23 protein-coding genes are annotated in these 19,640 nt (G+C 56.4%); 1 reads left to right on the top strand and 22 read right to left on the bottom strand.

Annotated features, from left to right (window positions below; genetic code table 11):
- Positions 1-80: 80 nt before the first annotated feature.
- The 5 genes from ccmE to ccmA all read right to left on the bottom strand — a co-directional run bounded on the left by ccmE (position 81) and on the right by ccmA (position 2,990).
- Complete coding sequence (gene ccmE, locus ONZ54_RS07455; RefSeq protein WP_005319256.1) at positions 81-572, bottom strand: cytochrome c maturation protein CcmE; 492 nt, start codon at positions 570-572, stop codon at positions 81-83.
- Complete coding sequence (ccmD, locus tag ONZ54_RS07450) at positions 569-775, bottom strand: heme exporter protein CcmD (protein WP_005319258.1); 207 nt, start codon at positions 773-775, stop codon at positions 569-571. Before ccmD ends, ccmE begins: the two co-directional genes overlap by 4 nt.
- 2 nt (positions 776-777) lie before the next feature.
- Positions 778-1,518, bottom strand: a complete 741-nt coding sequence (locus ONZ54_RS07445) for a heme ABC transporter permease (RefSeq protein WP_271787820.1) — start codon at positions 1,516-1,518, stop codon at positions 778-780.
- 163 nt (positions 1,519-1,681) lie between these two features.
- Entirely contained in the window at positions 1,682-2,350 is a 669-nt protein-coding gene (ccmB, locus tag ONZ54_RS07440; RefSeq protein ID WP_021140844.1) for a heme exporter protein CcmB, read from the bottom strand.
- Positions 2,351-2,354: 4 nt separating this feature from the next.
- Complete coding sequence (gene ccmA / locus ONZ54_RS07435) at positions 2,355-2,990, bottom strand: cytochrome c biogenesis heme-transporting ATPase CcmA (protein ID WP_005319269.1); 636 nt, start codon at positions 2,988-2,990, stop codon at positions 2,355-2,357.
- Positions 2,991-3,004: 14 nt separating this feature from the next.
- On the opposite strand from ccmA, the gene ONZ54_RS07430 reads away from it, so the two are divergent.
- Positions 3,005-3,160, top strand: a complete 156-nt coding sequence (locus ONZ54_RS07430) for a hypothetical protein (protein WP_155601922.1) — start codon at positions 3,005-3,007, stop codon at positions 3,158-3,160.
- On the opposite strand, the gene ONZ54_RS07425 is transcribed toward ONZ54_RS07430, so the two are convergent.
- From ONZ54_RS07425 to fliQ, 17 genes are all read right to left on the bottom strand, one after another.
- A complete protein-coding gene (locus tag ONZ54_RS07425; RefSeq protein ID WP_043134707.1) occupies positions 3,155-3,541 on the bottom strand; it encodes a DUF2802 domain-containing protein in 387 nt (128 codons plus the stop codon). The genes ONZ54_RS07430 and ONZ54_RS07425 overlap by 6 nt on opposite strands.
- 18 nt (positions 3,542-3,559) lie before the next feature.
- Positions 3,560-4,048 carry a chemotaxis protein CheW gene (locus tag ONZ54_RS07420; RefSeq protein ID WP_005298836.1) on the bottom strand — a complete coding sequence of 163 codons (489 nt, stop codon included), beginning with the start codon at positions 4,046-4,048 and terminating at the stop codon, positions 3,560-3,562.
- A 69-nt stretch (positions 4,049-4,117) separates the two neighbouring features.
- Entirely contained in the window at positions 4,118-4,990 is an 873-nt protein-coding gene (locus tag ONZ54_RS07415) for a chemotaxis protein CheW (protein WP_271787819.1), read from the bottom strand.
- On the bottom strand, positions 4,987-5,781 hold the full coding sequence (locus ONZ54_RS07410) for a ParA family protein (RefSeq protein WP_011898511.1): 795 nt from the start codon (positions 5,779-5,781) through the stop codon (positions 4,987-4,989). Before ONZ54_RS07410 ends, ONZ54_RS07415 begins: the two co-directional genes overlap by 4 nt.
- Positions 5,782-5,785: 4 nt before the next feature.
- A complete protein-coding gene (locus ONZ54_RS07405) occupies positions 5,786-6,703 on the bottom strand; it encodes a flagellar motor protein MotB (protein ID WP_021140840.1) in 918 nt (305 codons plus the stop codon).
- Between the two features lie 2 nt (positions 6,704-6,705).
- Complete coding sequence (locus tag ONZ54_RS07400; RefSeq protein WP_034524367.1) at positions 6,706-7,443, bottom strand: flagellar motor protein; 738 nt, start codon at positions 7,441-7,443, stop codon at positions 6,706-6,708.
- A 2-nt stretch (positions 7,444-7,445) separates the two neighbouring features.
- On the bottom strand, positions 7,446-8,561 hold the full coding sequence (locus ONZ54_RS07395; RefSeq protein ID WP_021140838.1) for a protein-glutamate methylesterase/protein-glutamine glutaminase: 1,116 nt from the start codon (positions 8,559-8,561) through the stop codon (positions 7,446-7,448).
- Positions 8,562-8,593: 32 nt separating this feature from the next.
- Positions 8,594-10,762, bottom strand: a complete 2,169-nt coding sequence (locus ONZ54_RS07390; RefSeq protein ID WP_271787818.1) for a chemotaxis protein CheA — start codon at positions 10,760-10,762, stop codon at positions 8,594-8,596.
- A gap of 11 nt (positions 10,763-10,773) precedes the next feature.
- Entirely contained in the window at positions 10,774-11,514 is a 741-nt protein-coding gene (locus tag ONZ54_RS07385) for a protein phosphatase CheZ (RefSeq protein ID WP_005319293.1), read from the bottom strand.
- A gap of 12 nt (positions 11,515-11,526) precedes the next feature.
- Positions 11,527-11,898, bottom strand: a complete 372-nt coding sequence (gene cheY / locus ONZ54_RS07380) for a chemotaxis response regulator CheY (protein ID WP_425267348.1) — start codon at positions 11,896-11,898, stop codon at positions 11,527-11,529.
- A gap of 123 nt (positions 11,899-12,021) precedes the next feature.
- Positions 12,022-12,741 carry an RNA polymerase sigma factor FliA gene (locus ONZ54_RS07375; protein WP_005319297.1) on the bottom strand — a complete coding sequence of 240 codons (720 nt, stop codon included), beginning with the start codon at positions 12,739-12,741 and terminating at the stop codon, positions 12,022-12,024.
- Entirely contained in the window at positions 12,734-13,618 is an 885-nt protein-coding gene (locus ONZ54_RS07370; RefSeq protein WP_034523505.1) for a MinD/ParA family protein, read from the bottom strand. The genes ONZ54_RS07375 and ONZ54_RS07370 overlap by 8 nt, the downstream gene beginning before the upstream one ends.
- Complete coding sequence (gene flhF / locus ONZ54_RS07365) at positions 13,611-15,029, bottom strand: flagellar biosynthesis protein FlhF (RefSeq protein ID WP_021138444.1); 1,419 nt, start codon at positions 15,027-15,029, stop codon at positions 13,611-13,613. Before flhF ends, ONZ54_RS07370 begins: the two co-directional genes overlap by 8 nt.
- Positions 15,030-15,045: 16 nt before the next feature.
- Entirely contained in the window at positions 15,046-17,148 is a 2,103-nt protein-coding gene (gene flhA, locus ONZ54_RS07360) for a flagellar biosynthesis protein FlhA (RefSeq protein WP_042468828.1), read from the bottom strand.
- A 107-nt stretch (positions 17,149-17,255) separates the two neighbouring features.
- Positions 17,256-18,386: a flagellar biosynthesis protein FlhB gene (gene flhB, locus ONZ54_RS07355; RefSeq protein ID WP_058395678.1), complete on the bottom strand. Its 1,131-nt coding sequence runs from the start codon at positions 18,384-18,386 to the stop codon at positions 17,256-17,258.
- 86 nt (positions 18,387-18,472) lie between these two features.
- Positions 18,473-19,270 carry a flagellar biosynthetic protein FliR gene (fliR, locus tag ONZ54_RS07350; protein WP_005319307.1) on the bottom strand — a complete coding sequence of 266 codons (798 nt, stop codon included), beginning with the start codon at positions 19,268-19,270 and terminating at the stop codon, positions 18,473-18,475.
- Between the two features lie 79 nt (positions 19,271-19,349).
- On the bottom strand, positions 19,350-19,619 hold the full coding sequence (fliQ, locus tag ONZ54_RS07345) for a flagellar biosynthesis protein FliQ (protein WP_005319310.1): 270 nt from the start codon (positions 19,617-19,619) through the stop codon (positions 19,350-19,352).
- Positions 19,620-19,640: the final 21 nt, after the last annotated feature.

The raw sequence follows: 19,640 nt of genomic DNA, 5'->3' as shown, positions 1-19,640 counted from the left end.
CAGAGTTCCTTCAGGTTGAGTAACAGCACACACCTGTGCGCGGGTGAGAAACGATGAAAACGGTGAGCGGGTAGCCAGACTCATTGTTTGGCTCCTTTCAACTGCGCCTCGGTATATTCCGGCTTGAAATGCATACCATTGGTGGCATCGGCCACTTCCGGCGGCATGTAGTTTTCATCGTGCTTGGCCAGCACCTCGAATGCCTCCACCGTAGTGGCGTTCTTGAGAGTACCCTGGGCCACTATGCCCTGCCCTTCCCGGAACAAGTCCGGCAGTATGCCGTCAAACTCGACGGTCACCAGATGTCCGCCATTATCCACCAGCTTGAAGGCTACCTTGAGGCTCTGCTGATCTCGCAGCACGGAACCCGGTACCACCAGCCCACCAATACGCAGACGCTGCCCCTCTTCGGGCTTTATCTTGTCCGGTCCCTTGCCTTCTACCAGCTCACTCGGGGTGTAGAAGAGATCGATGTTCTGGCTGAGGGCGTAGAGCACCAGGCCGATCACGGCGGCCAAACCGGCACTGATCGCCAGTATGATGGTGAGGCGTTTTTTGCGTCTCGGGTTCATAGGGTGTTCTCCATCTGCTGGGCCGCCTTGCGGCGGGCCTCTCGCGCCTGCTTGCTACGCAACTCGCCAAGCAGGCTGCGGGTTTTTATACGGGTGGAAATGACGATGCCAACCAGGCAGATCAGGGTCAGACCAAAAGAGAGCCAGACATAGAAGGCGTAACCGCCCATCGCCATGAAGTCACTGAAAGAGGCAAAGTGCATGCTTACTTCTCCTGCTCGGCAAGATCGATGACCCAGGGGCGATGCCACTCCCGCATCAAGAGCTCGTTACGAAAACGCATCAGGGTCAGGGCTCCGAGGAAGGCGGCAAACGCCAGTATCATGATGAGCAGCGGCCACAGCATCTCGGGGGAAATGGAGGGTTTGTCAAACTTGGTGATGCTGGCGCCCTGGTGCAAGGTGTTCCACCACTCCACCGAGTAGTGAATGATGGGCAGGTTGATCACCCCCACCAGTGCAAGAATGCCAGCGGCGCGGCCCGCCACCACCTTGTCGCTGAAAGCGTTGTAAAGCGCGATCACACCAAGATAGAGAAACAGCAGGATCAGCTCCGAGGTGAGGCGCGCATCCCATACCCACCAGGTGCCCCACATGGGTTTGCCCCAGGCAGCACCGGTGAACAGTGCAATAAAGGTGAACACGGCGCCGACCGGAGCAATGGCCGCCACCGTCATGTCGGCCATTCGCAGTTGCCACACCAGCCCGATAAAAGCGGCCACTGCCATGGTGGAGTAGGCCCCCATGGAGAGAATGGCGGAGGGCACATGGATATAGATGATCCGGAAGGAGTCGCCCTGCTGATAGTCGGCCGGTGCAAAGGCCAGCCCCCAGACAGTACCAATGATAAATGACAGCAGACTTGTCACGGCAAACCAGGGCAGCAAGGTCCCTGCCAGCCCATAGGCTCGCTCGGGTTTAGCGTAAGGGTGCAACCATTTCCACATAGCTCACAAAACCTTTTTGTTATTAATTGTTTGGCGAGGCCTACCATACTGACCTCGGGGTGACATCAAATACCCCGAAAGCAATAAGCGACCCTCTTCTTGATCCATCGCAACATTATTTTTCCACAATGACCCATCAGGAGCCCTGTGCTCATGTCCATCGTCAGTTCAGGCTGACCCTGAGCGCCGCCGATACTGCCAGCGGAGTCAGGGTCAAAGCCCCCACCAGCATGGCGGCCAAAATAGCGAGCTGGCCAGCATAGGGCAAGCCCATCCCCGCCGCATCGATGGCGGAGGTGGCAAAAATCAGTACCGGAATATAGAGCGGCAGGATCAGCAGGCTCAGCAAGACACCGCCCTTGCGCAGCCCCACCGTCAGGGCGACGCCGACTGCCCCTAGCAGGCTCAGCACAGGGGTTCCCAGCGCCAGGGTCGCGACCACGGCTAGATAGGAGTTCATGTCCAGCGACAACAGGATGGCAAGCAGCGGTGAGATCAGCAGCAGTGGCAGTCCGGTCAGCAACCAGTGAGCGATCACTTTTGCCAGCGCCAACAGCCCGAGGGGATGAGGCATCAGCATCATCTGCTCAAGCGCCCCATCGCTGAAATCATCCCGAAACAGCCGCTCGAGCGAGAGCATAGCCGCCAGCAAGGCGGCCACCCAGATGATACCAGGGGCAATGCGAGCCAGCAGCTTGGGCTCAGGGCCTATGCCGAGGGGAAACAGGGTGATGACGATCAGGAAAAACCAGAGCGGGTTTAAAATGTCGGAGCGCTGGCGCAGAGCCATCAGCAACTCGCGGTGAATAAGCTGGATTACGGCGCGCAACATCAAGCTACTCCTGCAGCAAAGGGGTCAGCGACAGGGTCTTCAACCGTCCCTGCATCAGAGTCATGTCCTGGTGGGTGGTGAGGATCACCATGCCTCCCCGCTCGGCGTGGGCCAGGAAGAGGCGTTCCAGTACCTTGACCCCCTGCTTGTCGATGGCGGTAAAGGGCTCATCCAGGATCCAGAGCGCCGGTTTATCACTGAGCCAAAGCCTTGCCAGTGCCACCCGGCGCTGCTGACCGGCGGAGAGTTGTCCGCTGGGATTGTCCTCGAAACCGGCAAGCCCGACCTGGGCCAGCACTCGCCACAGATCCACCCCGGTTTGGGTCGGATGATGCAGTTTCTGATAGAAGGCGAGATTTTCGAGCGGTGTCAGCGCCGCCTTGACACCGGGCTGATGGCCCAGATAGAGCAGGTTGGCATGATATTCATCGCGACAGTGGCGGATATTTTCGCCATTCCAGCACACTTCACCGGCAAACGGCTGGGACAGACCCGTCAAGAGGCGCAACAGGCTGGTCTTGCCCACGCCATTGGGACCTTCAATCTGCACCAGATCGCCGGGAGCCACCGCAAAGGAGAGGTGTTCAAACAGAGTGCGATCTTCACGCACGCAGCTCAGATTGTTAACTTGAAGCAGCATGAGGATGTAATCAGATGAAAAGAGGCGGCCTGCATATTAACACAGTATTAGAATGCGTCTTTTCAAAGATGCCAATTATCAGCAGGATTTGTGGGGAAGATCCCGCCTTTTCGGCGCGCAAAGCGGGAGATGAAAATCAGGAAGGCGAGCGCCTTCCCGATGATTTATGAGCGGCCTTTTCGCAATGAAATCAAGAGTTCAGCCTCGGCCTTTGGCAATTCGCACTCGTTCATGACCTCGTCGAGGTCGGCACCCAGCTCGACCATCTTGGCGGCACGGCTGTAAAGGCGGCGTTCCGGATCCTGCAGGGTCAGCTCCTGCTGGCGATCGTTGACCTGCTGCATGGCCCCTTCGACCGACTGCAAACGTTGGCCCATGCCGATGGCCCCCGTGTGCAGTTCCATCATCTGCTTGCGCAGACTCTCGAGCTGGCCTTGCAGCGTCTCCACCCTGGCCTCGGACTCTCGTTGGCCACGTCGGCTGCTGATCACCCCGTACAGGGCAAGCACCAACGCCAACAAGGACACCCCCAAGGCAGCTATTTCAATAATCAAAACATCACCTTTCTATCAGAGGGAACCAATATCTTCCCACTCTTCATCGGAGAGCAGCTTGTTCAGATCGACCAGGATCAGCAGTTGACCATCACGGTTGCTGACACCCTGAATGAACTTAGCGCTCTCTTCGGTACCCACCGCAGGGGCGGCATCAATCTCGGAGGAACGCAGATAGACCACCTCGGCCACACTGTCGACCATGATACCAATCACCTGCTTCTCCGCCTCGATGATGACGATGCGCGAGTTCTCGCTCACATCGCCGGAAGGCAGGCCGAAACGGGAACGGGTGTCGATGACGGTCACCACATTGCCGCGCAGGTTGATGATACCCAGCACATACTCGGGCGCACCCGGCACAGGGGCGATTTCGGTGTAGCGCAACACCTCCTGCACCTGCATCACGTTGATGCCGTAGGTTTCATTTTCCAGCTGGAAGGTGACCCATTGCAGCACTTCATCTTCGGCCAGATTCTGTGCAATATTGCGCTTTTCTGTCATGTTTTTATTCCTTTTATGAAAACGTCTACTGGTAAAACTAGCAATAAAACAGCACAAGTGCAGAAGTTATCAGCGACCTTCTATGTTGACCCCGCGCTCCAGCAACAGGAGCAATTCCCTGACATGCAGCAGGGCGCACATCTTCTCCTTGACCATGCCAGCCAGCCAGGGGCGTTTACCCTCCTGATGGCGCCATTTGACCTGATCACGATGCAATAACTCCGTGCCTTTCAGATGATGGCAGGCAAGCCCCCAGGGAGATTCACCCAACATGATCAGATACTTGTAATCCGGTATCTCCAGGTGCTGACCCGGCATCACCCACTGCGCGGTATCCACCACGTTCATCTTCTGCTCGCGGGAAGTCATGATGCCACGATACCAGTCGGGCTGACCAAACAGCGACGAGACTTCGCCCATCTGATGGATCCCGCCAAGCTCGGTCAGGGGCACTGCAAAGGTGACGCCAGCAACTTCGAAGAACAGCGCCTGAAATTCCTTGCCGGTATCGATGTTTTCCCAGGTCGATGGTGCCACCGCTTCTTGAGGCGCCAGCTCTACCGTCGTTTCTGTCATCACCAACGTTGCCGGTTCGACCACCGCCGGGGCCGGCATCTCCTCTGGCCAGACAGGCTCAACCGGCAACAAGGCATCTTCAGCCTCGATCTGCAAGGGCTCGCTGACGACCTCTTCATGGCTCAGGGCATCCATTTCAAACTGCACCTGACCCACCTGGGCGAGCAACTCGCTCAGCTGTTCGAGCCGTTCATCCGCTTCCAGATAGGGTTGAACGACTACCTCGGGAGCAGCCAGAGGCTGGCGTTGCAACAAGATCACGGGCGCAGGTTCAAGCTCTTCTGACGGCTCCGTCAGCAGGACCTCATCCAGCAACAAGGAATGGAAGTAATCATCCATTGCCCTCACTTGAGTTGTGTCTCTCATGATGTCACCTCATGAGCACGTTGACGCTCCTGGGCATCAAGATAGTTGAGCAAAGTCTCATAGGCATAAGTGCCGCGGCTGCTCGGCGAATAAATAGAAGGGGGAATGTGGAGCAAACTGGCATCCCGAAACTTGGTATCGATGGGGATGACGGCGTTCCATACGGCATCGCCATGTTGTTCCTTGATGGACTTCAGGGTCATCAGGGAGGCGCGGGTTCGCTTGTCAAACATGGTGGGGATCACGGTGAAGCGGAACTTCTCCCGCTTGGAGCGTTGCATGATTTCGAAAGTTTTCATCATCCGCTCCAGCCCCTTGAGCGCCAGAAATTCGGTTTGTACCGGTACCAGTATCCGATCACAGGCCGCCAGAGCGTTGACCATCATGACGCCCAACACCGGCGGGCAATCGATGAGCACATAGTCATACTGATCCTGAATACGCAGCAGGGCACGCTTGATCACCAATCCCATCCCTTCCCGGTTTCCCATCACCCGATCCAGGGTAGCCAATGTGATGGAAGCCGGCAGAAGATGGATATTTTCGAATTTGGTTCTCAGCGTCAGTTTATTGACCAGCTCGGCAGTAGGTTTGGCAGCCTGAAACAACTCATAGAGAGTGCCGTCCAGCCGGTCTGAATCAAAGTCGAGATATGCAGTCAAGGAAGCATGGGGGTCAGTGTCAATCAATAGCACCCGCTGTCCGCGCTGAGCCAGAATACCGGCTAACGAGACCACTGTGGTGGTTTTACCGACCCCACCTTTTTGGTTGGCAACCGTCCAAACAATCACTGTATCAATCCTGCCTTGTTGTTATACGTATGCCACCACCTGGCAGAGTGATCACCTTGACCTCGCCTGCCTCGACTGCCTGTTGCACTGCGGGAACCGGCTCCACCGTCACAGGCTTGACGGGAGCGGGGGCGGGTGGCACCCAGGCGAACTTGGAAATAGCGACCACCACCTTGCGATTCTGTAAACGTCCCTGTTCGCTGTCATTCCCGGTAAAGGGAGAAAACTCGCCGTAGGCCTCGTAAGCAAGTCGCTGGGGGGCAACTCCCTTGGCAATGAGAGCAGTGAGCACGGCCTCCGCTCTTGCCGCTGACAACGTCCAGTTGGAACGGAAAATTTCATTATTTATCTGCTGGTTATCTGTGTAGCCTCGCACTCTCACATAGTTATCGACCGGTTTGAGAATACTTGAAAGAGTATTGAGCACAGGCTCGGCATTAGTGCTCATAAAGGCACTGCCACTACCAAACAAGAGTCCAGAGCTCAGCTCTACCGTCAACCAGTTGTCATCCAGCGTGAGCTTGACTACCCCCGCCTCCACCAGTGAGCCCATGTTTTCTTGCAATTGGGTATCTATCGTCGCAAGAGTCGTACCATCTTGCTTGATGGGAACACCAGAAATGGGAGCAATCGAAGGGGAGTCTTGTCTGGCACTCTCCAGCACTGCAGATGTGGCAGAGACCTCGCCGTTCAACAGGGATGTCCCCTGCCCTTCCAGCAAGCCATCGCTGCGTGGCGGCATGACGCTGAAAGCCTGAGTCATGCCATCAATGACGGCGCGATACTTGTCCTTGTTGACCAGCGCCACCGAGTAGAGCACCACGAACAGAGCAAAGATCAGCGTCATATAGTCGGCATAGGAAACCAGCCATCGATCGAGGTGCTCTCGACCTTGCAGGTGCAAACGATAGCGCTTGCGCATGGCTACTCTCCTTTCAGATAAGCCTTCAACCGCCGTTCAACCTGCGGGCCATTTTCGCCGTGAGCAATCGCCATCAAACCTTCCAGCGTCATCTCCTGAAACAGAGCGTAATGATAGTGAAAGGCGCGCAGACGATTGGCAATCGGTAGATAAAAGAGGTTGGCAAAGCCGACCCCATAGATGGTGGCAACAAAGGCAACGGCAATTCCGGCACCAAGAGCAGCGGGATCTTCCAGATTGAACATGGCCTGGATCAGACCTATCACTGCACCTATGATGCCAATGGTCGGACTATATCCCCCCATGGCCTCAAAGACCCTGGCGGAGTGCTCGTTGCGCTCCTGCTCGATATCGATGTCCGCTTCCAGCAACATGCGGATATCCTCTATCGATACCCCGTCCACTATCATGGTGAGACCCTGACGGGTGAACTCGTCACTCTCCTGATCGGCCTGATTTTCCAGCGCCAACAGTCCCTGCTGGCGGGCAAATACAGCCCATCCCTGCAGCCGCTCGGCTTGATTGAGCAGATCCCAGGCAGGAGGGATCAACATCCAGCGCAACTGCCTGATTGCTTCGAGCAGATATTTGCGTGGTGTCTGCAAAATGACCGCGCCCCAGGTGCCACCCACCACGATGACAAAGGCAGGGCCATCGAGCAGGGTGAGCAGGGTGCCGCCATGCCACAACTGGGCAATGGCAATGGCTCCCAAAGCCAGGATCAGGCCGAACATCCCCATCTTTAGCGACCCAGCTCAACCAGAATACGCTGTGCTACCCGATCCAGCGGCAGTGACTCAGTGGCGATACCCGCCTTGGCGACGGCTTGCGGCATACCATATACGACACAGGACGCTTCATCCTGAGCCCAGATAGTAGAGCCCTGTTCCTTGAGCAGGCGAGCGCCATCCCGGCCATCGGCCCCCATGCCGGTCAACACTATGGCAAGCACCTTGTCGGCATAGGTTTTGGCCGCTGAAGCAAAGGTAATATCGACACAAGGCTTGTAGTTGACCTTGTCGTTACCCTCGACAATCCGGATACGGGCTCCGACACCACGCCCTTCCAGCAGCATCTGCTTACCACCGGGCGCCAGATAGGCATGGCCGGGTTTAAGCACATCACCATCTTCCGCCTCTTTGACCCCGATCTGGCACAGGCCATTGAGACGAGCGGCAAAGGCGGCGGTAAAGGTCGCCGGCATATGCTGGATAAGCAATATGGGGTGAGGAAAATCAGCGGGCAGCTTGGTCAACACATTTTGCAGTGCAACCGGGCCGCCGGTGGAGGTACCGATAGCCACCAACTGATAAGTCTTGCCACTGCGCTTGAACGCCGCCGCCGGCACACTCCGCTGTGGCTCGGCCTGACGATCACCAGGACGTGACAGCGAACTGCCCAATGGGCTGCGAGCAGCAGGTTCCGGCGCTTTGGCTCGAGCTGGTGCCGCCATCAGGAAGCGCTTGCGCGAAATATCCTTGACCCGTTGTTGCAACAGCCGGATCGCCTCATCCTTGTCACGGGCAATGTCTTCAAATTTCTTGGGCAGAAAGTCGAGAGCACCGGCATCCAGCGCATCGAGCGTGGCCTTGGCCCCTTCATGGGTCAGAGAGGAGAACATCAGGATCGGAGTGGGACACTTGGCCATGATCTCGCGTACGGCGCTGATGCCATCCATCACGGGCATCTCTATGTCCATGGTGATCACATCAGGCCGCAGAGCCAGCGCTTTGTCTACTGCCTCCCGTCCATTTTGGGCCGTGTCTATCACCGTCAGCATGGGATCCTGATTGATGATTTCACTGACCCGGCGGCGGAAGAAGCTCGAATCGTCGACAACTAGTACCTTGACTGCCATTGTTATTTTTCTAACTCCTTGGGCCTGAGCTATCAATGTCTACGCGCATACGCTTTGAGCAGACTCGGCACATCCAGAATGAGTGCGATACCACCATCACTGGTGATGGTGGCCCCGGCCATGCCAGGGGTTCCTTGCAACAGGTTGTCCAGCGGCTTGATCACCACCTCTTCCTGGCCAATCAGGTTATCCACGACAAAACCTATCTGCTGAGTGCCAATCTGCACTATCACCACATGGCCCGTATCCTGCCGTGATTTCTTGTTCGTCCCTTTCACCAGCCACTTGTGCAGGTAAAAGAGCGGAATGGCCTTGTCACGCACTATGATAGTGAGCTGACCATCCACCACGTTGGCCTTCTTGAGGTCCAGATGGAAAATCTCGTTCACACACCCCAGCGGCAAGGCAAACGTCTGTTCACCCACTTCCACCATCAGCGTCGGCAAGATCGCCAGCGTCAAAGGCACCTTGATCTCGAGGCGGGTCCCTTTACCCCAGGTTGAATCGATATAGACGGAGCCATTCAGGCTCACAATACTGGTTTTCACCACATCCATACCGACACCACGGCCTGAAATATCGGATATCTCTGACTTGGTAGAGAAACCAGGCGCAAAAATCAGGTTGTAGGCATCGTTGTCACTCATACGAGCCGCACTGTCTGCATCCAGCACACCACGACTGATGGCGATGGACTTGAGCTTCTCCGGATCCATGCCGGCACCATCATCCTCGATACAAAGCAGGATGTGGTCACCCTGCTGGGAGGCACTCAGGGTAATGGTACCCTGACGTGGCTTGCCCGCTTTTTCACGAACATCCGGCATCTCGACCCCATGGTCACAGGAGTTGCGCACCAAGTGAACCAGCGGATCGGCCAGGGCCTCGACCAGGTTTTTATCCAGGTCAGTCTCTTCCCCGACCATCACCAGCTCAATGTCTTTCTTGAGAGTGCGAGCCAGATCGCGCACGACGCGCGGGAAGCGACCAAATACTTTTTTGATGGGCTGCATGCGGGTTTTCATTACCGCGCCTTGCAGATCGGCCGTCACCACGTCCAGATTGGCAACCGCTTTTGACATATCTTCATCGTTGCTGGCGATGCCGAGGCTCACCAGACGATTACGAACCAGCACCAGCTCACCCACCATGTTCATGATGACGTCAAGTGTCTTGGTATCTACCCGAACCGTGGTATCGCTTTGCACTGCATTTTCTGCCGGTGCTGACGGTTGTTTGACGGGGGCTAGTGCCGGTTTTGCGGCAGCAGCCGGCGCGGCGGCGGGTTTTGGTGCAGGTGCAGGCGTCGGCTTGGCCGCGGGAGCAGCGCTCATCGGAGCTGCTGGTGTTGGGGCGGCGGCTACCGGTGCTGCAAGTGGCGTGATACTGGTTTTCGGTCCCTGGCCACGACCATGCAGCTCATCAAGCAGACGCTCGAACTCATCGTCATCGATAAGTTCGTCGACTTCTTTTTGTACCGACGTCAAGGGGTTGACCTCGAGGGCACCGCTATGCTGACCCTGACCATGCAACTGGTCGAGCAAGGCTTCGAACTCGTCGTCAGTGATGTCACCGGTGCCGGTCAATATAGAATTGGCAACCGGGGTCGGCGCCCCACCAGCACCATGCAATTCATCGAGCAAACGCTCGAACTCATCGGCAGAGATTTCATCGATGGAGCCACCACCATTAACGGGCAATGGTGCAGCAACCGTCTCGGGTTCGGAAACCACGACAACAGTCTCAACCGGTTCTTCCCCCTGGGCAGGGGCATTATTGCCAGCGGAGGCAGTCAGCAGCTGCTCTTGCCCCTCGGGCTTGCAGAGCTCATGCAGATCATGCAGGATTTCGGCGGATGCAGGGCTTGGTGGTTCGCGATTCTGCACCTGGGCGAACATCACATTGATGGCGTCTAGTGCCTGCAAAATGACATCCATCAACTCGGCAGTGACGGTTCGCTTGCCATTGCGCAAGATGTCGAACACGTTTTCGGCACCGTGACAGACGTCTACCAATTCTCCCAGAGAGAGAAAACCGGCGCCGCCTTTAACGGTATGAAAGCCTCGAAATATGGCATTCAACAGATTCTTGTCATCGGGTCGCTTTTCCAAGTCGACCAGTTGTTCGGACAACTGTTCCAATATTTCGGATGCTTCGACCAAAAAGTCTTGCAGTATGTCTTCATCAACTTCGAAGGCCATGCGTCACTCCATTAGAATCCCAGGCTAGACAGCAGATCGTCCACATCATCCTGACCATTGACCACATCGGAACGCGTCTCAGGGTTCATGATGGGGCCTTCGGCTTCAATCCCGCTTACAGGAAGGCGTTGAGATGAATGCTCAGCCGCAGCCTCACCAAACATAGTCAGCATTTCTATTAATTTTGTTTCAACTTCCTGAACCAGCTTGATGACCTTGCGGATCATCTGGCCGGTCAAATCCTGAAAATCTTGCGCCATCAGGATTTCTGTCAGCAGTTGCCGTAATTTATCGGCATCAGATTCAGAAGCCTTAATAAAATCATCCAGTTGGTGACATAAAGACTTAAATTGTCCGACATTCATGTCCCTGCTCATCAGGGCATTCCAGTTGGGCAGAACCAGCTGAATATTGTCATTGAGCCTGTCAGCAATCGGCAGGCTGGCTTCCACCGCATCCATGGTGCGGTTGGCTGCCTTGTCAGTCATGTCGATAACGTAGCTGAGACGCTCCCGTGCATCGGGAATATCATGGGTCGCCAGGTCGGGGATCCGCGGATCCAGCCGGAAATCCTGTAGGGAATCATGCAGTTGTCGGGTCAATTGACCCACTTTGTCAAACAGAGCGGCGGCATTGGGGGCACATGCATCAGCAATGATGGTATCGGCCTGTTCAAATTCGCCTTGCTCAAGATGGGCAACAAGCATCCTTGCCTGATCGAGCGAAATCATTGCACTCGTTTTGGCCTTCATCCCTGCTGCTCCTTAGCCGATTCGTTCAAAGATTTTGTCGAGTTTCTCTTTGAGCGTTGCAGCGGTGAAAGGCTTGACGATATAGCCATTGACGCCCGCCTGGGCGGCTTCAATGATCTGTTCGCGCTTGGCTTCAGCCGTTACCATCAGCACCGGCAGATGCTTGAGTTTGTCATCGACGCGAATCGCCTTGAGCAAGTCGATACCTTGCATACCAGGCATGTTCCAGTCGGTGACCACGAACTGATAATCACCATTTTTCAACATTGGCAAAGCCGTGTTGCCGTCATCTGCTTCGTGGGTATTGTTAAATCCCAAGTCACGCAGCAAGTTCTTGATAATCCGGCGCATCGTTGAAAAATCGTCAACAATGAGGATTTTCATGTTCTTGTCCAAAATTCCCTCCTAAATAGCCGCCATAGCGGCTCACTTACATGATGCAGATCGCAGGTTTTGTTTTGCGGATTATGCCTTAGAGTTTTGTTTCAGTGTAGCTAGTACAAACACTTATACATGCCAATCTCTTAAACGAGCGCGTAATCTGTGCATCGCCTGACTGTGTATCTGGCTCACACGAGACTCGCTTACGTTCAATACCTCGCCTATTTCACGCAAGTTCAGTTCTTCATCGTAGTAAAGGGAGAGCACCAACGCTTCCCGTTCCGGCAAGCGTCCAATGTGTTCGGCAAGAGCACCTTGAAAACGCTCGGCTGCCAGTTCGTCAAAACCACTGTTGCCTCCAGCATCGTCGGGATGACCAATCACATCCTCGCTGACCCCCAGGTCCTCGATGCCGATGATCTTGCCGCAGGAGACATCCTGCAGCATGGTGTGATACTCGCCGAGACTGACCCCCATCTGGACCGCCACCTCGGTATCGCGGGCATCACGGCCATGTGCTTGTTCAACATTTTCGATGGCTTCGGCGATGGCACGGCTGTTGCGATGCACGGAACGCGGCACCCAGTCGCCCCGCCGAATCTCGTCGAGCATGGAGCCACGGATGCGGATCCCGGCGTAGGTCTCAAAACTGGCGCCCTTGCTGCCGTCAAAGTTGCGGGAAGCTTCGAGCAGCCCAATCATACCTGCCTGGATCAGGTCATCCAGCAAGACACTGCTTGGCAGGCGAGCCAATAAATGCTGGGCAATCCGCTTCACCAGTGGAGCATGACGCTCGACCAGCACATAGGAATCCTGATGACGCAAGTACGCTTGGGCTTTATTCACGGGAACCTTCCTGTGCTATGACCGGCTTTTGCAGCAAATTTTCCAGGAAAAATTCGAGATGACCGCCGGGTTGGTTAGGAATGGGCCAGCTTGCCGCCTTGTTGGCGAGGGCGCGAAACGCCAGCGCTGCAGGTGACTTGGGGAAGGCTTCGACAATCAGCTTCTGCTTGCGCACGGCAGCCCGCAAGTTGGTGTCGTAAGGCACGCAGGCCACCAGCTCCAGCGAGGTGTCCAGAAAACGATCGGTTACACGGGTCAGCTTGGCATAGAGCTCCTGCCCTTCGCGCAGGCTGCGCACCATATTGGCCACCACCTTGAAGCGAAACACGCCGTGATCCTTCGAGAGGATCTTGATCAGCGCATAGGCATCCGTGATGGAGGTTGGCTCGTCGCACACCACTATCATGATGTCCTGAGCGGCGCGAGTGAAACTCAGCACCATCTCGGAAATGCCCGCCGCCGTATCCACCATCAGGATATCGACCTGAGTCTTCATCTCGCTGAAGGCGCGGATAAGCTCGGCATGCTGCACCGGGGAGAGTTCCACCATGGACTGGGTACCTGATGTCGCCGGCACTATCATCATGCCGTAGGGCCCCTCGACTATGATGTCGTCTATGGTGCACTCGCCGGCCAGCACATGGGAGAGGTTGCGGTGTACCCGCAGCCCCAGCATGACGTCAACGTTAGCAAGGCCAAGGTCGGCGTCCAGCACCATCACCCGTTTGCCTTGGGCGGCCATGGCACCCGCCACGTTCAGGGTCACGTTGGTCTTGCCCACGCCCCCCTTGCCACCGGAAACGGCGATCACTTTTACTCGATTGTTTTGACGCATTTTGCGCAGACCACTCGCCTGATCCATATGTATGTTACTCATAAAACTCCGAATCTTCGGCCTCGCCAAAGCCTGCCCCCCAGAAATAGGGTTCTTCTGTTTCCTGCTCCAGCGAGCCCATGGCAGCCCCGACGAGCTGCGCCGCATTGGCAACTTGAATATCTTCCGGAACCCTTTGTCCATCAGTGATATAGCTGATAGGCAATGCATTCTGGATACACACGTTAATCACTTCGCCCAGATTCAGACTCTCATCCAATTTGGTAAGTATGCAGCCGCTTAGTGGAATACGCCGGAAATGGTCCACCGCCTCCTGCATCACCCGACGCTGGGAAGTGGCTGACATCACCAGGTAGCTGCGGATGCGAACCTTGGCATTTTTCACCAGGGTATCGAGCTGCTCGGTCAACCGTATATCCCGCTGCCCGACCCCTGCGGTATCGATGAGTACCAGCCGACGATGGCGGAACTGATAGAGGGCATTGGCCAGCTCTTCTGCATCCCTGACCTGCCGAACCGGACACCCCATGATGCGACCATAGGTCTGCAACTGTTCATGGGCACCAATCCGGTAATTGTCCGTGGTGATGAGCGCCACCTGCTCGGCGCCATACTTCATGGCAAAACGAGCCGCCAATTTGGCGATGGTGGTGGTTTTGCCCACCCCGGTCGGTCCGAGCAGGGCAACGGCCCCACCCTGTCGTAAAATGTCGTCTTCGCTGATCTTGAGCTGGGCGGTCAGCACCTCGGCCAACTGGGCCATGGCCTGATGGATGGACATATCCTCAGGGATAAGGCCCGCCAGCTGATCGGCAAACGCATCGTCAAAGCCTATCTTCTTGAGTTCCTTGATGAGCAGGGCCCGCATAGGTTCACGGCGTTCCACTTCCTGCCACATCAGTCCGGAGATCTGGTGCTCAAGCAGCTTGCGAATGCTGGCCATCTCCTTGCGCATCCCTTCCATCTCCTGCTCTCGCGGCGCAGGCTGGGGAGCACGACCCGGAGTCGCCACTCTGGCTTTGGGCTTGGCGGGCTCGGGCGCAGCTCCCCACTGGCCCTGTTCGGCCAGGGTGCGAGGCGCGGATCCGGCAGCTGCCATCGGGGCCCCACCGTTGAGACCGGCCGGGTTGGATGGATTCAGCTTCTGCTGGCGTGCCAGCAGCGCGGCCAGGGTATCGGCATAGTGTTCGTTCTGTTCCTTGGCCGGGGTGGGCACAGGGCGCGTCATCTGCCGTCCGGCAGACGATATATTGACGCTCTCATCGTTCAACTGACGGCGAACCGGCGCATCTTTGGGTCCCGGAACCTGGGATTGATAATCGACAGCGGCGACTATCTCCACCCCTCCGGTGACTTTCTTGTTGGACATGATGACGGCATCGGGCCCGAGAGTCTCCTTGACCTCAGCCAGCGCCGTTCTCATATCCTTGGCAAAAAACCGCTTAATCTTCACCCGTCATCTCCGCTAACTAGTTCTGTCCTACCGCACTGACGATGCGGATTTGCTTGTCATCAGGCACTTCCTGATAAGACAGAACGCGTAATCCAGGAATGGCATTCTTGACAAATTTCGCCAGGGTATTGCGCAGTATCCCTGATGTCAGAAGCACGGCCGGTTGGCCTTCCAGTTCTTGTCGTTGAGTGGCTTCCACTAGCGAGCGCTGCATCCGCTCCGCCAGGCCCGGCTCTATGCCAGCGCCATCACCACCCCCTGCCTGCAGGGATTGATGCAATATACGTTCCAATTCTGGCGACAATGTGATCACCGGTAACTCGGGATCCGGGCCGGCAATCTCCTGCACTATCAGGCGGCGCAGGGCGATACGGCAGGCGGCCGTGAGCACTTCCGGGTCCGGGCTGCGCGGGGCATATTCCACCAGGGTCTGCAGGATAGTGCGCATATCACGGATTGGCACGCCTTCATTGAGCAAATTCTGCAATACCTTCACCAGGTTACCCATGCTGATGACCTCGGGAACCAATCCTTCCACCAGTTTGCTCTGGTGCTTCCCTATCATGTCGAGCAGTTGCTGCACCTCGTCATGCCCCAGCAGCAAGGCAGCATGGTTGGAGAGGATCTGGCTCAAGTGGGTAGCGACTACTGTCGCGGTATCAACCACTGTATAACCCAGGGTCTGCGCCTGGGAGACCTGCTCCTTGGCGACCCACACCGCCTCCAGCCCGAAGGCGGGATCCCGGGTGGCAATGCCCTGGATCTGGCCGAACACCTGGCCCGGGTTGATGGCCATCTCTTTATCATGGTAAACATTGGCCTCGCCGGTACTGACCCCCATCAAGGTGATGCGGTATTGATTGGGCGCCAGATCCAGATTGTCCCGAATATGTACGGCAGGTACCAGAAAGCCGAGCTCCTGAGAAAGTTTCTTGCGCACCCCTTTGATCCGGCTGAGCAGTTCCCCGCCCTGATTGCGATCCACCAGAGGGATGAGCTGATAGCCCACCTCCAGCCCGATAATATCCACCGGCATCACATCGTCCCAGCTCAGCTCTTTCTGCTCATGAGGCTGCTCTGAAGTAGCAGGCATCAGCTCGCCCTTGGCGGCCTTGGCCGCAGCACGTTTCTCACGGCGCAGCAGCCACCAGGCTCCGGTGGCAGAGATGGCTCCCAGGCTCAGGAAAGCAAAATGTGGCATGCCGGGAACCAGCCCCATCATCAGCAGGATGCCGGCCGAGATGGTCAGTGCCTTGGGATTGTCAAACAACTGGCCCAGTACCGCCGTGCCCATGTCCTGATCCGTATTCTGCCGGGTCACTATGATGGCAGCGGCGATGGAGAGCAGCAGGGAGGGGATCTGGGCAACCAGACCGTCACCAATGGCAAGCAGGGTATATATTTCAGCCGCTTCACCAAAGGTGAGCTGGTGCTGCATCATGCCGATGATGAAACCGCCGATGATGTTGATAAAGAGGATCATGATGCCCGCGATAGCATCCCCTTTCACAAATTTGGAGGCGCCGTCCATGGAGCCGTAGAAGTCGGCTTCCTGGGTCACATCCTGACGACGTTTTTTGGCATCTTCCTGGTTGATGAGACCAGCGTTCAAATCCGCGTCGATGGCCATCTGTTTGCCGGGCATGGCATCCAGGGTGAAACGGGCGCTCACCTCTGCAATCCGCCCAGCACCCTTGGTGATGACCACAAAGTTGATGATCATCAGGATCGTAAAGACGATGATACCGACCGCATAGTTGCCGCCGATCACCACGTTGCCGAACGCCTCGATCACATGACCGGCTGCAGCGCTGCCATTATGACCTTCCAGCAAAACCACCCGGGTTGACGCCACGTTGAGCGCCAGACGCAACAAGGTAGCGAGCAGCAAAACAGTTGGAAAGGCAGCAAATTCGAGGGGGCGACGGGTATAGACGGCGACCAGCAAGACCACGATGGAAAGCGCAATATTGAAGGAGAAGAGGACATCCAGCATCAGCGGCGGGATGGGCAGCACGACCATACCAAGAGACGCAAGCACCAGCAGCGGTGTCCCCACCCCCTTGGTCAGCAATCCCCTGTGCTCTTTCAATCGGCCCAATGATGCCTGGAATTTCATCGTTTTTCTCAATCTTAAACTGCTGGTATCCGATTAAAGCAAACATCAAGCCAACAATTCAATGCATTGATTTTAAATGATTTTATTTTGACTGCGTCAGAAGTTTGTCATTTTCGAAATTCGGGCGGAATGGGCAGATCCTTGGCGATCGGATTGGGGCGCCGGCCGCTGCCACGACGGAATTTTTTGAGCTGATAAATATAAGCCAACACCTGGGCCACGGCGGCAAACAGGCCTTCCGGGATCTCGTGCCCAATCTCGGTGGAGTGAAAGATAGCTCGGGTGAGTGCCGGGGACGGCATGATGGGGATCTCGTACTCCCTGGCTATCTCCCTGATCTTCATTGCGATCTCATCTGTCCCCTTGGCAACTACCTTGGGCGCGGCACCCGGCTTGGCAATGTCGTATTTGAGCGCCACCGAGTAGTGGGTCGGGTTGGTGATGATGACGTCTGCCTTTGGCACATCTCCCATCATGCGTCGCATCGCCATCTGCATCTGCAACTGCCGTATCCGTCCCTTCACCTCGGGTTTACCTTCGCTGTCCTTGAATTCGTCTTTCACTTCCTGCTTGGTCATCTTGAGCTGGCGGGTGTGGTTCCAGGTCTGGAAGGGTACATCTATGGCCACTATGGGGATGAGAGCACAACAGAGGATGATCAGCATCCACAGCAGCAGGTCCAGCGCATCTATGATGCCCCCGGGGAACCCCTCCATGGAGAGGTTGAGCAGATGGTTGAACTGGCTCGACAACATCCACCAGGCAAACAAACTGATGAAGACCACCTTGGCAATGGACTTGACCAGTTCGATCAGGGACTGCACCCCGAACATCCGCTTGATACCGCTGAGCGGGCTCAGCTTGCTCCACTTTGGCATCATGGCCTCGGAGGAGAAATTCATCCCCCCCAGCAGGGTATTGCCGACGAAAGCCGCTATGGCCACCAGCATGAACAGCAGGCCAAGCGGATAGACAAGCTCCCTTAGCAAGGCCGGCAACATGGCGCCCATGGCGTTGGGATCAAAAGCCTGATCCCGGTCCAGAGTAAATCCAATGGTGAGGATCTTGACCATGGCGCCGGCCAGACTCTCCTTGACCATCAGCAGACCGAAAACAGCTGCCAGCAGGACGCTGGCGGTACCCAGCTCCTTGGAGCGTGCAATCTGCCCTTTTTCCCGGGCCTGTTGCAGTCGTTTGCCCGTGGGTTGTTCGGTACGTTCCTGATCGGTATCAGCCATCTTGCTGACCTCCGCAACACCGGACGCAGCTCAGCGGCACTCGCCTCCAGAGGAAGTGAAGCTGTTCGGTATCAAGCCACGCGCAATCAACCATTCTGATCACCGAAGCACTGGACATTAATCAGCTCGCAGCTGGTCTCCTGCACCCGCTCCCACATGGAATCGAAGTGACCGAGAAAACCGCCTATGGTGAGCCAGAGAATGAAGAGGCCGGACATCATGCTGACCGCAAAACCGATACTGAAGATATTGAGCTGGGGGGCTGCCCGGGTCATGACCCCGAACGCAAAGTTGATGAGCAACAGCGCGACAATGGCCGACAGCGCCATCACCAGAGAGGCCTGGTACATGATCCCCAGAAAACCGACCAGACTGCGGATGGCAGGCAGGGTGAGCCCGGCATCGGAGACCGGCAAAGTCTCGAAACTCAGCACGACCATGCGCAGCATGATGAGGTGACCATCTACCGCCAGAAACACCAGGGTTGCCAGCATCAGGTAGAACTGGCCTACCACAGGGGCCGACTGGCCATTCATGGGGTCCACCAGGGTCGCAAAGCCCAGACTGGTCTGCATGGCGATGACCTGGCCGGCCATCACGAAACTCTCCATCAGAAACTGGGTCATCAGGCCGAGGGCAATGCCGATGAGCAGCTGCTGGGTCAATACCAGAAAACTGCCGACGGAGAACAGCTCAACCTTGGGCATGGGAGGCAACAAGGGGGCGATCATGAAGGTCAGTGCCAGCGCCAGCCCGATGCGGATCCGGGCTGGCGTCAGCCGGCTGCCAAACACCGCCATCACCATCAAGAGACCGCTCACCCGCGCCAACGGCCAAAGTATGGAAGACAACCACTCCATGATAAGAGCGGTTGTATAGGTCATACTGCCGCCTCGGAAGCCTGCTGACATACAACCAGCAGTCGGTTGTCAGACGGCAATCCTGGCCGCGTCGTGGAGTGCATCATCCCACCACCTCGGGAATTTGACTCACCATCAGCAGGAAGAAATCCATCAGGCTCTGCAAGCCCCAGTGTGCCCCCGCCCCCAGTGCAAACAGGGTGACGATGAGACGAGGCAGGAAGCTCAAGGTCTGTTCGTTGATGGAGGTAGCGGCCTGAAAGATGGCCACCACCAGACCTATCATCAAACTCGGTAAAATCACGGCGCACACCATGATAGTCACCAGCCAGAGTGCCTCACGGAATACGTCGACAAAGGTTTCCGGACTCATGCTGCTTGCTCCTTGCGTTTG

This window comes from Aeromonas salmonicida, from assembly GCF_028355655.1.
Lineage (GTDB): Bacteria > Pseudomonadota > Gammaproteobacteria > Enterobacterales > Aeromonadaceae > Aeromonas > Aeromonas salmonicida.
The sequence above is the reverse complement of the archived record's forward strand: the minus strand, read 5'-3'. Positions and strand labels throughout refer to the sequence as shown.

Bases quoted from the DNA above. Each gene is read 5' to 3' on its own strand.
- ccmE (WP_005319256.1), bottom strand. From the start codon at position 572: ATGAACCCGAGACGCAAAAAACGCCTCACCATCATACTGGCGATCAGT.
- ccmD (WP_005319258.1), bottom strand. From the start codon at position 775: ATGCACTTTGCCTCTTTCAGTGACTTCATGGCGATGGGCGGTTACGCC.
- ONZ54_RS07445 (WP_271787820.1), bottom strand. From the start codon at position 1,518: ATGTGGAAATGGTTGCACCCTTACGCTAAACCCGAGCGAGCCTATGGG.
- ccmB (WP_021140844.1), bottom strand. From the start codon at position 2,350: ATGTTGCGCGCCGTAATCCAGCTTATTCACCGCGAGTTGCTGATGGCT.
- ccmA (WP_005319269.1), bottom strand. From the start codon at position 2,990: ATGCTGCTTCAAGTTAACAATCTGAGCTGCGTGCGTGAAGATCGCACT.
- ONZ54_RS07430 (WP_155601922.1), top strand. From the start codon at position 3,005: ATGAAAAGAGGCGGCCTGCATATTAACACAGTATTAGAATGCGTCTTT.
- ONZ54_RS07420 (WP_005298836.1), bottom strand. From the start codon at position 4,048: ATGACAGAAAAGCGCAATATTGCACAGAATCTGGCCGAAGATGAAGTG.
- ONZ54_RS07415 (WP_271787819.1), bottom strand. From the start codon at position 4,990: ATGAGAGACACAACTCAAGTGAGGGCAATGGATGATTACTTCCATTCC.
- ONZ54_RS07405 (WP_021140840.1), bottom strand. From the start codon at position 6,703: ATGCGCAAGCGCTATCGTTTGCACCTGCAAGGTCGAGAGCACCTCGAT.
- ONZ54_RS07400 (WP_034524367.1), bottom strand. From the start codon at position 7,443: ATGGGGATGTTCGGCCTGATCCTGGCTTTGGGAGCCATTGCCATTGCC.
- ONZ54_RS07395 (WP_021140838.1), bottom strand. From the start codon at position 8,561: ATGGCAGTCAAGGTACTAGTTGTCGACGATTCGAGCTTCTTCCGCCGC.
- ONZ54_RS07390 (WP_271787818.1), bottom strand. From the start codon at position 10,762: ATGGCCTTCGAAGTTGATGAAGACATACTGCAAGACTTTTTGGTCGAA.
- ONZ54_RS07385 (WP_005319293.1), bottom strand. From the start codon at position 11,514: ATGAAGGCCAAAACGAGTGCAATGATTTCGCTCGATCAGGCAAGGATG.
- cheY (WP_425267348.1), bottom strand. From the start codon at position 11,898: ATGAAAATCCTCATTGTTGACGATTTTTCAACGATGCGCCGGATTATC.
- ONZ54_RS07370 (WP_034523505.1), bottom strand. From the start codon at position 13,618: ATGAGTAACATACATATGGATCAGGCGAGTGGTCTGCGCAAAATGCGT.
- flhA (WP_042468828.1), bottom strand. From the start codon at position 17,148: ATGAAATTCCAGGCATCATTGGGCCGATTGAAAGAGCACAGGGGATTG.
- flhB (WP_058395678.1), bottom strand. From the start codon at position 18,386: ATGGCTGATACCGATCAGGAACGTACCGAACAACCCACGGGCAAACGA.
- fliR (WP_005319307.1), bottom strand. From the start codon at position 19,270: ATGACCTATACAACCGCTCTTATCATGGAGTGGTTGTCTTCCATACTT.
- fliQ (WP_005319310.1), bottom strand. From the start codon at position 19,619: ATGAGTCCGGAAACCTTTGTCGACGTATTCCGTGAGGCACTCTGGCTG.